Below are 13,399 nucleotides of genomic sequence, written 5' to 3' on the forward strand. Positions count from 1 at the left end.
GGCTGACGCATGGTTTTATTATGGCAACGCTTTAGCCAGCCCTAACGCATGGGCCAAACAGGTCTGTTTATCCGCAGTGCACCCGCCCTGTTGCCACCAGTTGCGCACATCTTTCAGCACCTGCCCAACATGCGGCCCCGGCTGGCAGCCTGCATCCAGCATGTCTCGCCCAGCTAGTGGAAACACGGGTATTTCAAGTCGCGCCAAACGCTGACGCAGTTCTGTGCCCAAAACATCAGCATGCCGCGCCTGATACAGCCAACTGCGTGCAGTCAAAATATCCGGCGGTGTATCTGCCAATAAGTGGCGTAATTGCGCATCAGACATATCGGGCAAAGGCACGGGGTCAGCCTGCATGGCTTTCAGACGCGCGGCTTCAGCACGGGAAAATTTAAGGCGGCGCGCCAGATCCGCACTTTTGTCTGGCACCAAAGCTGCCAACCGCAACAGGGCATCTGCTGGCGGATTAAACGCCATTAACTGCACAAACAAAGGCACATGCGCACCTTCTGGCAGCAAAACAGGCAGGATACCGGCCTGCTGCATCAGATACACAACGTCCAGCACCTTCGGCCCAGCCAGAATACGCTTGAGTTCAGACCATATACGCTCAACAGACAAGCCATTCAGCAATTCTGCCTGTGTAGTAATGGCGTGCATGGCCTGTGCATCTGCCTGCCCACGCCCATAGCGCCCCCAGAAGCGAAAAAACCGCAGAATACGCAGGGCATCTTCCTGTATCCGCAGCGTGGCATCGCCTACAAAGCGCACACTTCCATCTGCCAGATCATGCTGGCCGCCAAAATAATCATGCACAGTACCCGTGCTGTCACAGGACATGGCATTGATTGTAAAATCACGGCGCGCGGCGTCTTCCTGCCAGTTGTCTGTCCAGCACACCACAGCGTGGCGTCCGTCTGTTTCCACATCTCGCCGCAGGGTGGTAATTTCATAGGGCGCGGAATCGATCACCGCCGTAACCGTGCCATGCGCCAGCCCTGTGGGCACCACTGTCATACCCTGCGCCTTCAGGCGCTGCATCACCTCCTCGGGCGGTTGGGGCACTGCCAGATCAATGTCCGCAATGGAGCGTCCCACCATCAGATCACGCACCGCACCGCCGACAAGACGTGCATCGGGCAGCACGGCCCATATCTGCTCCAGCGCGTGCAGACGCGTGGGTTCCAAGCGGTCCAATAATTTACGGGTCATACGTCGCAGTCTGTGCCGGATGTTTGTCTGGCAAGCGGGAAAAAGCAGCCACAACTCCAAACCCCCATGCAGGGGATACCCTGGCACATGCCCGGCTCCGCCAAAGCCGCCAGCTCGTACCACACTGGGCGAGATAAACGCGCCTCTAGCGGAAAATGCCTGTTATCGCCTTCCCGCAGCCGGATATAGGGGGGGCAACTCTCCGGACAGGCCTCTGGCGGCATGTTCCAATCTGTCCGAATCGGGTGTTCCGGCCCGGCTACCACCACTTCATCCATATTGGTGCGAAAACACAGCCGCTGCATTTTGCCACAGCCCGTCCAATCCAGCTCTACCGCCAGAAAAGGTACGTCTTCCACCTCGATATACCCGGTCTCAAACGGGGAGCGCAGCAGGTATGCCCCTTTTTCATCCCGCGTGAGCATGGAGCCAAACATGCACAGCATGGCCTTACGCTTTATGGGTGTGCCCCGATAAAGCCACACGCCATCGCGCCGCACCAGAAAAGGCAGATATCCCAAGTCATGCCTTTTTCTTTCCGGGCTTTCCTGATGCCCCGAACAGGCAAGACTGTCGCCACTCACTGCGTGTTCGCCTTTCACTGGCCTATCATCCTGTAATACGTGTCCATACCGTCATCCTGATGATATAGGGATGATACCCCGCTTGATGTAAGCCCCGTATGTGCTTCACACTGGAACCATGACCGCATCAGACGCATCGCAGCCCGCGCAACAGCCCTCCTCTCCTCCCGAAGTGCGGGAGGCAGACCGTATCTGCGAACGGCTGCAAGCCGTGCAGCAGGAAACCTCTCGCATTGTTTTTGGCCAAAAACAGGTTATCCGCCAAACACTTGCCACCATTCTGGCAGGTGGGCATGCGCTTTTGGTGGGCGCGCCCGGTTTGGGCAAAACATTGCTGGTCACAACTTTGGGAACAGTGCTGGGGCTTGATTCGCGCCGCGTGCAGTTCACGCCAGACCTTATGCCCTCCGACATTACGGGCAGTGAAATTCTGGATGAAGATGCATCAGGCCATCGCAGCTTTCGCTTTGTGCCTGGCCCTGTGTTCTGCCAACTGTTAATGGCGGATGAAATCAACCGTGCCAGCCCACGCACGCAGTCTGCCCTGTTGCAAGCCATGCAGGAACACCGCGTAAGCGTGGCCGGAACGGAATACCCCCTGCCGCGCCCCTTCTATGTTCTAGCCACCCAGAACCCCATGGAGCAGGAAGGCACCTACCCGCTGCCAGAAGCACAGCTTGACCGCTTTATGCTGCAAATTCCGCTCTCCTTCCCCGATGAAGCAGCGGAACGGCAGATGCTGCTGGCCACCACTGGCGCACAAACAGAGCAACCCCAAACCCTTATGGATGCCACAAGCCTACTGGAAGCACAGGCACTGGTGCGCCGCATTCCGGTGGGTGAAAAAGTGCTGGATGCCATTCTCGATCTGGTGCGCAACGCGCGGCCAGAAACCACGCAGGATGCCACCTTGCGTGAACAAATTGCATGGGGCCCCGGCCCGCGTGCTGCGCAAACGCTTATGCTGGCCACACGTGCGCGCGCTTTGCTGGATGGCAGACTTTCCCCCAGCCTTGATGATGTTGCCGCACTGGCACAGCCTGTTCTGGCCCACCGTATGGCGCTGACTTTTGCCGCCCGTGCTGAAGGTGTGCAGATTCAGGATGTGATCTCTCGCCTTCTGCAACAGTTGGGTTAAAGCCATTGCGCGGCCCATCTTTTCTTACCGCCGCATTCCGCCGCAATAAGGCTGGCACCACTCGGGCTCCGCATTTTGCCACGCTGGCGGATGAGTCTATTGCCATTGGGCAACCTTCCGCCCTTACCCAACAGGCGCAGGCTTTGGCAGCGCGCATGCCCGATCTGATTGTGCAGGCCAACCGCACAGCCGCCACGCTGGCGGCCGGGCAGCACCCGCAACATCGTGCAGGATGGGGTGATACCTTCTGGCAATATCGTCCGGCCCAACCGGGGGAACCTGCCGCGCACATAGACTGGCGACAATCTGCCCGCAGCACCCACGCCTATGTGCGCGAAACAGAAGCCGAAAGTGCGCAAACCATTCTGCTCTGGTGTGATCTTTCCGGCTCCATGAACTGGCAATCCCGCACCAACATTCCCACCAAGTTGGAAAGCGCCATTCTGCTCACGCTGGCAATGGCCGCAGCCCTTGCCCGTGGGGGAGAACGTATTCGCCTGCTTTCATCATCCGGCATGGTGCACTTACCTGCTGGTGGCAGCCTGCTGGAACGTCTGGCATTGGCCTTGGTGTTTCAGGCATCTACACCGCAAAAAAACGCCCTGCCCGCAGCTGCCGCATTGCCGCGCCACGCACATTTGCTGCTGACCAGTGATCTGCTGTGCGAAACAGAAACCCTGCGTGGGCTGCTCCATCAATGCGCGGCCCGTGGTGTGCGCACGCATGTGCTGCATATTGCAGACCCGGCAGAACTTTCACTCCCCTATGAAGGGCGTATTGAATTTACGGGGCTGGAAGGCGAACACCCCATAGAACTGCCGCATGTGCAAACATTGCGTGCAGATTACACCCATCTGGCATCAGCACGCAGCGGCCAGATTGAACACATGGCCGTAAGCCTTGGGCATGATTATCTTTGCCACGTTACCGATACCCCAGCCACACCCACCTTGCTGGCCCTGCATAACCTGATGGGCCGCCGAGTATGATATTTCTGGCTCCTCTTGCCCTGCTGGGGCTTCTTACGCTGCCGTTGGTGTGGTGGCTTGTGCGGGCAACACCGCCGCGCCCACGCCAACAGGTATTTCCGCCCGTAAAGCTGCTGGCCAGCCTGAAACCACGCCAGACCGAAGCCGCACGCTCTCCGCTCTGGTTGCTGCTGTTGCGCCTTTTAGCTGTTACCTTGTTGGTGCTTGGCCTCGCCCGGCCTGTGCTGCCGGGGCATAATGCCGCCCAGCAAGGTTCTGGCCCGGTACTGCTTGTTATAGATAACGGCATGTTCAGCGCCGCAGACTGGAACGAGCGGCTCGCTGCTGCACAAAACCTTCTGGATGATGCCGAACGCGCCAAACGCCCTGTGCTGTTGCTGACAACCGCACCAGAAGCAGAAACAGCGGTTGCAGAAAACCTCGCTCCCCTACCCGTTGCGCAAGTACGGCAGCATCTGAACGCACTGCGCCCAGAACCTTGGCAAGTGGATCGATCAGCTTCCGCTCACACACTTGAACATCTGACATCACAGACATTTGGCAGCGTTTTGTATCTGGCAGATGGCATTGCCACCCCCGGCGATGATGCCTTTAGGCAGGCCCTGCAAAGTTTAGGCCATGTGCGCGAAGTGCGTTTTCCGCACCAAAATGCTGTGGCTTTGGCGCCAATGGCCGATAAAGGCAGTAACGTCATGGCGCGCTTGGTGGCAATGCCGATGGCGGCTCCACGAGCCTTTAATGCTATTGCGCATACTCAAGATGGCGGAACGCTGGCCGTTGTGCCCGTAACCCTGCCAGCACAATCCGCCTATGCCGATATTTCTGTGAACCTGCCAGCAGCCGTGCGCAACCGTATAGACACGCTCACACTTGCAGGCACAGCCAGTGCAGCCACCACGGTGCTGATGGATGAAAGCAGCCGCCTGCACCCGGTCGGCCTTCTGGCTTCTGGTGGTGCGGATACACCTTTGGTGGGGTCTTTGTTCTATCTGCGCCGCGCCCTTGCGCCTTCTGCCGAATTGCATGAAGGCACGCCAACAGCTCTTTTAAGCCGCCCACTTTCTGTTTTAATCGCACCTGATGGCACGCTGGCAGACCCGGAAACACGGGAAAAAGTGCGCGAATGGGTAAAAAATGGCGGCACGCTTATCCGCTTTGCTGGCCCAGCCCTTGCCGGTGCCCAGCATGATGAGGCTACCGAAACCACCGAGAGCGAAAACACCCAGCCACCTACGCAAGATCTGCTGCCCGTTACTTTGCTGGATGGCGCACGCCAGCTTGGCGGCTCCATGACATGGGGCACACCACAAAAACTTGCCCAGTTTGATGCAACCTCCCCATTTGCCGGTTTGGTACCCCCCAATGATGTTACGGTCTCCCGGCAGGTTCTGGCCCGTCCCTCCGCTACGCTCACCGAGCATACATGGGCACGGCTGGCAGATGGCACACCACTGGTTACGCACGCTGCTCTGGGCAAAGGGGAGATTGTGCTGTTCCACGTTAGCAGCACTACGGATTGGTCCAACCTGCCGCTTTCGGGGTTGTTTGTCTCCATGCTGCAAAGGCTGACTGACCACGCAAATGGCGTGACCGTACCTGCGGATGATGCCATATTGCAACCAGCTTTGACACTAGATGGCGCAGGCGTTGCTGGCCCTCCGCCACCATATGCACGCGGCCTGAAAGCCTCCGACCTTGCCACCACGGATGTATCCCCCGCGCACCCACCGGGCCTGTATGGCCCCGGCTCTGGCCGCCGCGCCTTGAATGCCGCAGATCACGTTACCGCGTTGCATCCTGAAAGTGCCGTGGGGGTTATTACAGACCCCGCAGGCCAACAGCCGGATGTGCCTCTTGGGCGCTTCTGCCTGTTGGCTGCTCTTGTTCTATTGTTGCTCGATGGTGCTTTGGCGTTGCTGATGCGTAAGGGATTTTTGGCACCCAAACACATCAATGTGGCAACCTTGGTTATGGGGGGCATGCTGCTTGGTATGGCTGCTCCTGCTTATGCTGCAGATACACAGCCCGCAGTTCTAACGCCGCAAGCTACCCTCTCCGTACCCGGAGCGGCACTTGAAACACGTCTGGCCTACGTTTTAACAGGGCATGCAGATGTAGATGAGGCCTCCCGCCAAGGGCTTCAGGGGTTGGCGGATTTCACCAATGCCCGCACATCTGCCGTGCTGGGCCACCCTGATGGCGTGCACCCGGAAACGGATGATCTGGCTTACTATCCATTGCTATACTGGCCCATTACGCCAGATGCCCATGCCTCCCCCGCCATGATAGCCGCGCTTAACCGCTTTATGGCGCATGGTGGTATCTTGCTGATTGATACCCAAGGGCAGGACACACCAGATAGTGCCACAGATGACGCCAGTTTTGCTGGTGATGCCCCGGGCACACTCGCAGCCCTGCGCCGTGCTACAACAGGGCTGACAGTGCCACCACTTGTGACCATGAATGACCACCACCTGCTGGCGCATACCTTTTACCTGCTGCATGATTTTCCGGGCCGTTATGCGGGCCAGCCCATTTGGGTGGCGCGTGAAGGCGATGCCGGGAATGATGAAGTTAGCCCCATTATTATCGGCTCGGCAGATTGGGCGCATGCGTGGGCGGTTGATGCATCTGGCAACACGCCCTTTGCTGTTATTCCCGGTGGGGCGGAACAGCGTTTGCTGGCCTACCGCTTTGGGCTGAATATTGTCATTTACGCGCTTACCGGCAGCTATAAGGCGGACCAGGTACACGTGCCCATGCTGCTGAAACGGCTGGAAGACCGGCCATGATGAACAGTTTGATGCAATCCATCGGTTTTGCGCCACTGCTGCCTTTATGGCTGTTGGCTCTACTTAGTGTTGCGGGCGTGCTGCTTTGTGCATGGAGCCTGTATAACGGCGCGCGCGGGGCCTTGTTGCGTCTGGCGGCACTTGCCTCACTTCTGTTCTGGTTGGCGGGCCCGCAGCATCTACGCGAAAGCTGGCATAGCCTGCCCCAAACTGCCCTTATGCTGGTAGATCAATCCCCTTCCATGTCCATCGGGCAGCGGGCGGCTATTGCCCGGCAGGCGGCGGATGCATTGGCGCATATGCAGGTGGATGGATTGAATATCCGCACCATTACAGTGCGCCAGAACGGGCATGACGGCACACGCCTGTTTGAAGCATTAGATCAGGCTGCCGCAGATATCCCACCCGATCAACTTGCTGGGGCCATGATGGTCACAGACGGTCAGGTTGCTGATGTTCCCGCCAACCTGCCTGATCGCCTGCGCCCACGCACCGCTACGGGGGAACAAACCACCCTGCCCCTACATGTGTTGCTAACTGCCAAAGGTGAGGAAACAGACCGCAAGCTCCAGATACTGGAAGCACCGCCCTACGCTATTGCCGGACAACCGGCACATTTGCGCGTATTGGCTGAAGATTCCGGCCCCGGCACGCATGCCGGCACACAAGCTGAACTGACCCTGCGCGTGAACGGGGAAGAGCCAGTGGTTATGCCCGTTGTTACAGGCACGCCACAGGATATCAGTATTCCGGTTGCTCGGCCGGGACAGATGCTCATTAGCCTTTCGGTTTCTCCTTTAGCGGGAGAAGTCTCACAGCTGAATAATCAGAGCATCACCCATATTATGGGCATTCGGGACAGGCTACGGGTGCTGCTGATTTCCGGCACACCCAACCAAGGGGAACGTGTCTGGCGCCGGTTGCTGAAGGCCGACCCAGCGGTGGATCTGATTCACTTCACCATTCTGCGTCCACCAGAAAAAGATGATGGCACGCCGCTCTCTGATCTGGCTCTGATTGCTTTTCCCGTAAAGGAACTGTTTCAGGACAAGATCAACCAGTTTGATCTGATTATTCTGGATGGTTTTGAAAACCGCAGCATTCTGCCCCACAGCTATCTGGAAAACATTGCCAATTTTGTGCGCCGTGGTGGCGGACTGTTGCTGACTGCGGGACCGGAATTTGTAGGCCCCGGATCACTTCAGGAAACACCTGTGGGCGATGTGCTACCCGCACATGTGCCACCAGAAACGGGCATGGTGGAACACCAGTTCCGGCCCCGGTTGACGGCTCAGGGTCGCCAACACCCTGTAACGGCGGCTCTTTCCGGCGCGCCAGATGCAAATGTGCCGGATAGCACAACAACCGTTGCCGGTGCATGGGGCCCATGGTACCGCGCCTTAAAGCCAGACAGCACACATGGTGAAGTGCTGATGAGCGGGCCAGATGCCGCCCCCCTGCTGGTGTTGGACCGGGTGGATCAGGGCCGTGTGGCCCTCCTGCTTTCTGACCAGATCTGGCTTTGGTCTCGCGGTGAAGGTGGCGGCGGACCCCAGGCGGAATTGCTGCGCCGGATTTCCCACTGGCTCATGAAAGAGCCTGAGCTGGAAGAAGAACAACTGTCCGCCAGCATTACAGACAACGTGCTAACCGTAACACGCCACAGTATCAGCACCGAAGCCACGCCGCCGGATGTGACCGTTACGGCACCTTCAGGCGCACATACAACGCTACACCTACATGCAGCCCCACAGGATGGTAGCCAGACGGCAACCTTGCCTGCAAATGAAATGGGTATCTGGCAGGTAACGGATGGCACACACACTGCCTACGCAGCCCCGGTGCAAAGCGATATCCGTGAAATAACGGATTTACGAGCCACGGCTACCAAGCTGGCTCCTATGGCGCAACAATCGGGCGGAGGGGTGTTCTGGCTGGGCGCACCGGGGCATCTGGCCATACCAACCATTCGGATGGCAGAATCTACCACCCTGCACGGTGCAGATTGGTTGGCTTTTCCGAAGCGTGGCGCACATATTGTTACGGGCAAAAGTGCAGAACCCTTATTGCCAACATGGAGCATGCTGCTGGTATCCCTCGCCTTCCTTTTTGCTGGGTGGTGGCGTGAAGGCCGGAATTGATAACAGCAGGGAAAGCGTGGGGTGTGCGGTCTCTCCACTTTCACACCATTATGCGGTGTGATAGCATGACGCATACGTGTAATGATGGACAGACAATGACCCGTTTCTGCCGCCTTGCTTCTTCTGCCATGCTTATGGGCAGTTTTGCCTGCTTTGCCACCACTCCTGTCTGGGCGCAGGCACAAGGGGGCGATGAAGCTGCCGCAGCGGAAGACGCCAAAAAGGCGGAAGACGCACAGGCTGCCAAACGGGCAGCCCCGCCCACCAATATTCCCGGTGCATCAGGCTTGGATGAAGATGACGGGGATAAATCCAACAAGGATGTGGAGCCCACAGCCGCTCTGTTTGATGCCATCAACCGTGGCAGTATTTCTGCCGCAAAAGATGCCATTAACCGTGGTGCAGATCTGAACGGGCATAATATTCTGGGTCAGACACCGCTGGATATGTCTATTGACCTCAACCGGAACCCCATTACCTTCCTGCTGCTCTCCCTCCGCACCCCGGCAGATAACCCGCGTTCTTACGGTGGCAGCATGGATGACGGGGGCGCAGAACCTGTTGTTTCTGGCGGCATAAACACTGCCCGTTATGAGCAGGAAGAACAGAAGCGTATTCAAGAACGGCGCTATGATAGCACAGGCGGCACCGCACAGCCTTCTGTTGGCTTTCTGGGGTTTGGTGGCAGCTAAAAAGCTGCCTTTTCCCATCTGTTTTTAAAGTATTTTCTTAATTGTCAGAAAAAAAGCGCAGTTAGGCCTGCGCTGTTTTCTGGAGTGTTTCCTGCCGCAGCACATCAAGCTGCAACAGCTCCCCCGCCCGTTCAAAATGCCAGAATGTCCAACCATTGCAGGAAGGGGCATTTGTAAGCTGCGCACCCAGTTTGTGGATAGAGCCGCGCTTGGTGCCGTTTACCAGCGTGCCATCAGGTGAGACTGTAGCATGCACACGGCGTTTTTTGTCACACACCACTGTGCCAGCAGCAATGACACCCTGCTCTACCAAGGAACCAAAAGGAATACGCGGGGCTTCGCGCTTATCCTGCGTGGTCTGCACAGCATCGGCTTCCAGCGGCGTTTCAGCAGCCACACGCGCCATGGCAGCTTCTACATAATCCGGGTGGCGTTCAATACCAATGAAGTGCCGCCGCAGACGGCGCGCCATGGCAGCCGTGGTGCCTGTGCCGGAGAATGGGTCCAGAATAACATCGTTTACTGTGGTGGAGGCCAGCAGCACACGGTGCAGCAGACTTTCCGGCTTTTGGGTGGGATGCAGTTTCAGGCCGTGCTCATTCCGCAGGCGTTCATTGCCTGTGCACAAGGGCAGATACCAGTCTGAGCGCATCTGCACATCATCATTCAGTGCCTTCATGGCCTGATAGTTGAAGCGGTAGCGGCTATCCTGCCCACGGGCGGCCCAGATGAGGGTTTCATGCGCGTTGGTAAAGCGCCGCCCACGGAAATTGGGCATGGGGTTGGATTTACGCCACACAATGTCATTCAGAATCCAGAAGCCCAGATCCTGCAAAATGGCGCCAATGCGGTAGATGTTGTGGTAGGAGCCAATCACCCAGATTGTGCCATCCTTGTGCAGCACGCGGCGGGCTTCTGCCAACCATGCACGGGTAAAGCGGTCGTATTCTTCCAGATCGGAGAATTTGTCCCAATCATCATCCACGCCATCCACCAGCGTATCATCCGGGCGACGCAGCTCTCCACGCAACTGGAGGTTGTATGGCGGATCTGCAAACACGCAATCCACAGAGCCAGAAGGCAGGGACCGCATGGTTTCCACACATTCACCACGGAGGATCTGATCAAGAGGGAGTTCCATGGATGCTGATTTTGCGCCGCTCATACCTGCTTCTCCGCCGAATAATGTTCTTCTAGCTGCCGGCGCACTGTGCCGAACGTCTTTCTGTGGTGCGGTGTAATGCCCACGCTGATCAGCGCCTTGCGATGAACAGCCGTGCCGTAGCCCGCGTTTTTCTCCCAGCCGTAATCAGGCCAGCGCGCATCCAGCCGGGCCATGGCGCGATCACGCACCACCTTGGCCACAATAGATGCCGCGGCAATAGACAGGCTCACCCTGTCTCCACCCACAATGGCCTGTGCATCGCAACCAAAATCCGGCAGCTTGTTACCATCCACCAGCACGTGGTCTGGCAGGCGCGGCAGGCGGCCGACCGCCCTCTGCATGGCCAGATGGGCTGCATGGTGGATGTTCAGCTTATCGATTTCCGCAGTGGACGCCGCCCCAATGCCGATTTCAATACCCGGCACCTGTGGCAGGCGTTCTGCTATGGCTTCGCGCACAGCTGGTTTTAATTTTTTGGAATCATCAATAACGGCGGCAAGATCAGCAGGTACACCAGCGCCAAACACCACTGCGGCAGCAACCACGGGGCCTGCCAGCGGGCCACGGCCCACTTCATCCACCCCAGCCACTCGGCCACCCAGCTGCTGCTCCCGCGTAAAGTCCGGCATTGCCCCTCTTTCCATCCATTTGATGCGACTCGGCTAAATTAACCGAGTCGCATCAACTGCGACTCCGCAGGGAAGGAGAAGCATTTTTTTACCTAGGAGCGCAAGAGTCCCGGTAAACTAATTTTTCAAGAACGCTTGCGGCGGGGAAAGATCAGCCAGCCCAGAACAAGGCCGATAGCGGATACAATACCCAATGAAAGCAGGGGTTTATCACGCACAAAGGTGGCTGCTTTTTCCAGCACGCCTTCACCTTCTTCATACAGGTCTGCAAAATCCTGCTGCATGTGGCCAGCAAACTGATCGAACTTGCCTTCGGCCTGCATGCCAATGTTGCCTGTCAGACCGCCCACGGCATCTTTAACATGGCCTTTGGCATCTGTTGCTGCGCCTTCAACCTTGCTTTCAACATTTTTGATTTTATCTTCAGCCATGACTTTTTCCTTAAACTTTGAGTGCAATCCTGCCCGCCTGCTTGCCGTAACAAAACAGTGCCTGCAGGATCATAGGTTGCATCAGACCGCAAAAACACGTTTCTGACTAGGCATGCCACGCCCGACCAAAGCGCAGTTCACCGCCCTGATCGTTGCCTCCATGATGTTTATGGAACAGCTTGATGGCACCATTCTGGCAACAGCTCTGCCTTCTATCGCTAACAGTTTACACGTTGATACAGTTGCAACCTCTGTTGCACTCACATCGTATATTATTGGTCTGGCCATTTTCATACCGGCTTCCGGCGCGTTAGCAGACAGGCTGGGCAGCCGCTCCGTGCTGATGGTTGCCATCTGCATTTTTGTCACCAGTTCCCTGCTGTGTGCGCAGGCAAACTCCCTGCCCTTTCTGGCCTGCATGCGCACGCTACAGGGTATTGGCGGTGCCCTTATGGTGCCCATAGGGCGGCTGGTGATTATCCGCAGCACACCGCGTGATCAGCTTGTGCGCACCATGACATGGATGATGCTGCCCGCCACACTTGGCCCTTTGCTTGGCCCGGTGGTGGGCGGGTTTATCACCACATGGTTTTCATGGCGGTGGAATTTTTACCTCAACATTCCCATCGGGCTGATTGGGCTAGGGCTTACGTGGCGCTTCATTCCCCAAATTTATGAACCCTCACCACCACCGTTTGATTTGAAAGGCATGGTGTTGGCCGGTGGCGGGTTGGCTTTGCTTTCTGTTTTTGCAGAACTGTTCAGCCACGCAGAAGGCTCGGTCACCCTACGCCTGATTATGTTGGGAGCAGGCAGCCTTCTGATGGCCATTTACTGCTTCCATGCCTTTCGTGTTCCCGCGCCGTTGCTGGACTTCCGGCTGATGCGTATTTCCACCTTCCGGATTTCTGTTTTTGCGGGTGCAGCCTCACGCGTGGCCGTGGGGTCTCTCCCTTTTCTTATGCCGTCTTTCCTGCAAATCGGCATGGGGCTGAATGCCGAGCAAAGCGGGCTGGTAACATTTACTGCCCCCATTGGTGCGTTAATAACGCGCCCCTTTGTGCCAGCCATTCTCAAGCGCTGGGGCTTCCGCAGAGTGCTCATGTTTAACGGTGTTTCAGCGGCTGTTGTTTTTACGCTGGTGGCCAGCTTTCGGCTGCCACATGCGCTGTGGCTTTTCTCGCTTATTCTGGCATGTGCCGGGGCTGCACAAGCAATCCAGTTTTCTGCCTACAACACCATTGCCTATGCGGATGTGCCGGCAAGCAATATGAGTGCGGCAACCAGCCTGTATTCCACCATGCAGCAGATCATGCTTTCGGCTGGTATATGTATTGCTGCGGGCACGCTTACGGTGCTGGGGCAAATATATGGCCACACAACACCCACTTTGGGTGATTTTTCCGCCGGTTTTTTGGCAACCGGGGCTGTATCTCTGCTGGCAGTGCCTTTTGCGGCACGCCTTGCGCCTTCTGCCGGAGCCTCCATGAGCGGCAACAGGCGCTAAAAAAACGTAACAAGCCCTTCCCATATCCATGTGGTACGTTTTACGGTGAAAGCAGGATTTTCTGCTTTCCGGCACATATCAATTTCTTCAGGTGGATTATAAAACCTTATTCTGGCCTT

The 13,399-nt window shown here is 57.1% G+C and carries 11 protein-coding genes; 6 read left to right on the top strand and 5 right to left on the bottom strand.

All coding sequences use genetic code 11. The annotated features are described in order from the left end of the window. Nucleotides 1-18 precede the first annotated feature (18 nt). Both FCN51_RS14700 and FCN51_RS14705 read right to left on the bottom strand, forming a co-directional pair. Nucleotides 19-1,212 (bottom strand): CCA tRNA nucleotidyltransferase, encoded by a 1,194-nt coding sequence (locus FCN51_RS14700; protein ID WP_160256250.1) that lies wholly within the window; start codon nucleotides 1,210-1,212, stop codon nucleotides 19-21. Then, on the bottom strand, nucleotides 1,209-1,814 hold the full coding sequence (locus FCN51_RS14705; protein ID WP_003622791.1) for a DUF1285 domain-containing protein: 606 nt from the start codon (nucleotides 1,812-1,814) through the stop codon (nucleotides 1,209-1,211). Before FCN51_RS14705 ends, FCN51_RS14700 begins: the two co-directional genes overlap by 4 nt. An 82-nt stretch (nucleotides 1,815-1,896) precedes the next feature. On the opposite strand from FCN51_RS14705, the gene FCN51_RS14710 reads away from it, so the two are divergent. The 5 genes from FCN51_RS14710 to FCN51_RS14730 are packed head-to-tail and all read left to right on the top strand — an operon-like array spanning nucleotide 1,897 to nucleotide 9,548. Then, nucleotides 1,897-2,934 carry an AAA family ATPase gene (locus tag FCN51_RS14710; protein ID WP_160256251.1) on the top strand — a complete coding sequence of 346 codons (1,038 nt, stop codon included), beginning with the start codon at nucleotides 1,897-1,899 and terminating at the stop codon, nucleotides 2,932-2,934. 5 nt (nucleotides 2,935-2,939) lie between these two features. Next, a complete protein-coding gene (locus FCN51_RS14715) occupies nucleotides 2,940-3,923 on the top strand; it encodes a DUF58 domain-containing protein (protein WP_160256252.1) in 984 nt (327 codons plus the stop codon). Further along, a complete protein-coding gene (locus FCN51_RS14720; protein ID WP_160256253.1) occupies nucleotides 3,920-6,715 on the top strand; it encodes a DUF4159 domain-containing protein in 2,796 nt (931 codons plus the stop codon). Before FCN51_RS14715 ends, FCN51_RS14720 begins: the two co-directional genes overlap by 4 nt. Next, on the top strand, nucleotides 6,712-8,856 hold the full coding sequence (locus FCN51_RS14725) for a VWA domain-containing protein (RefSeq protein ID WP_160256254.1): 2,145 nt from the start codon (nucleotides 6,712-6,714) through the stop codon (nucleotides 8,854-8,856). The genes FCN51_RS14720 and FCN51_RS14725 overlap by 4 nt, the downstream gene beginning before the upstream one ends. A 23-nt stretch (nucleotides 8,857-8,879) precedes the next feature. Continuing rightward, nucleotides 8,880-9,548 carry an ankyrin repeat domain-containing protein gene (locus tag FCN51_RS14730; protein WP_012812775.1) on the top strand — a complete coding sequence of 223 codons (669 nt, stop codon included), beginning with the start codon at nucleotides 8,880-8,882 and terminating at the stop codon, nucleotides 9,546-9,548. A gap of 61 nt (nucleotides 9,549-9,609) precedes the next feature. Here the strand turns inward: FCN51_RS14730 and FCN51_RS14735 are convergent, their stop codons facing one another. The 3 genes from FCN51_RS14735 to FCN51_RS14745 form a co-directional block, all read right to left on the bottom strand. After that, nucleotides 9,610-10,713 (bottom strand): site-specific DNA-methyltransferase, encoded by a 1,104-nt coding sequence (locus tag FCN51_RS14735; RefSeq protein WP_003622780.1) that lies wholly within the window; start codon nucleotides 10,711-10,713, stop codon nucleotides 9,610-9,612. Beyond that, nucleotides 10,710-11,357, bottom strand: a complete 648-nt coding sequence (locus tag FCN51_RS14740; protein WP_012812774.1) for a ribonuclease HII — start codon at nucleotides 11,355-11,357, stop codon at nucleotides 10,710-10,712. Before FCN51_RS14740 ends, FCN51_RS14735 begins: the two co-directional genes overlap by 4 nt. A gap of 110 nt (nucleotides 11,358-11,467) precedes the next feature. Next, nucleotides 11,468-11,773: a CsbD family protein gene (locus FCN51_RS14745; protein ID WP_003628207.1), complete on the bottom strand. Its 306-nt coding sequence runs from the start codon at nucleotides 11,771-11,773 to the stop codon at nucleotides 11,468-11,470. A gap of 112 nt (nucleotides 11,774-11,885) precedes the next feature. Between FCN51_RS14745 and FCN51_RS14750 the strand changes: the two genes are divergently transcribed. Continuing rightward, on the top strand, nucleotides 11,886-13,280 hold the full coding sequence (locus tag FCN51_RS14750) for an MFS transporter (RefSeq protein WP_160256255.1): 1,395 nt from the start codon (nucleotides 11,886-11,888) through the stop codon (nucleotides 13,278-13,280). Nucleotides 13,281-13,399 lie beyond the last annotated feature (119 nt).

The organism is Acetobacter pasteurianus (assembly GCF_009914215.2).
In the GTDB taxonomy this organism is placed as follows: domain Bacteria; phylum Pseudomonadota; class Alphaproteobacteria; order Acetobacterales; family Acetobacteraceae; genus Acetobacter; species Acetobacter pasteurianus.

Coding starts and splice junctions, on each gene's coding strand:
- FCN51_RS14700 (WP_160256250.1), bottom strand. CDS start 1,212: ATGACCCGTAAATTATTGGACCGCTTGGAACCCACGCGTCTGCACGCG.
- FCN51_RS14740 (WP_012812774.1), bottom strand. CDS start 11,357: ATGGAAAGAGGGGCAATGCCGGACTTTACGCGGGAGCAGCAGCTGGGT.
- FCN51_RS14735 (WP_003622780.1), bottom strand. CDS start 10,713: ATGAGCGGCGCAAAATCAGCATCCATGGAACTCCCTCTTGATCAGATC.
- FCN51_RS14725 (WP_160256254.1), top strand. CDS start 6,712: ATGATGAACAGTTTGATGCAATCCATCGGTTTTGCGCCACTGCTGCCT.
- FCN51_RS14745 (WP_003628207.1), bottom strand. CDS start 11,773: ATGGCTGAAGATAAAATCAAAAATGTTGAAAGCAAGGTTGAAGGCGCA.
- FCN51_RS14720 (WP_160256253.1), top strand. CDS start 3,920: ATGATATTTCTGGCTCCTCTTGCCCTGCTGGGGCTTCTTACGCTGCCG.
- FCN51_RS14750 (WP_160256255.1), top strand. CDS start 11,886: ATGCCACGCCCGACCAAAGCGCAGTTCACCGCCCTGATCGTTGCCTCC.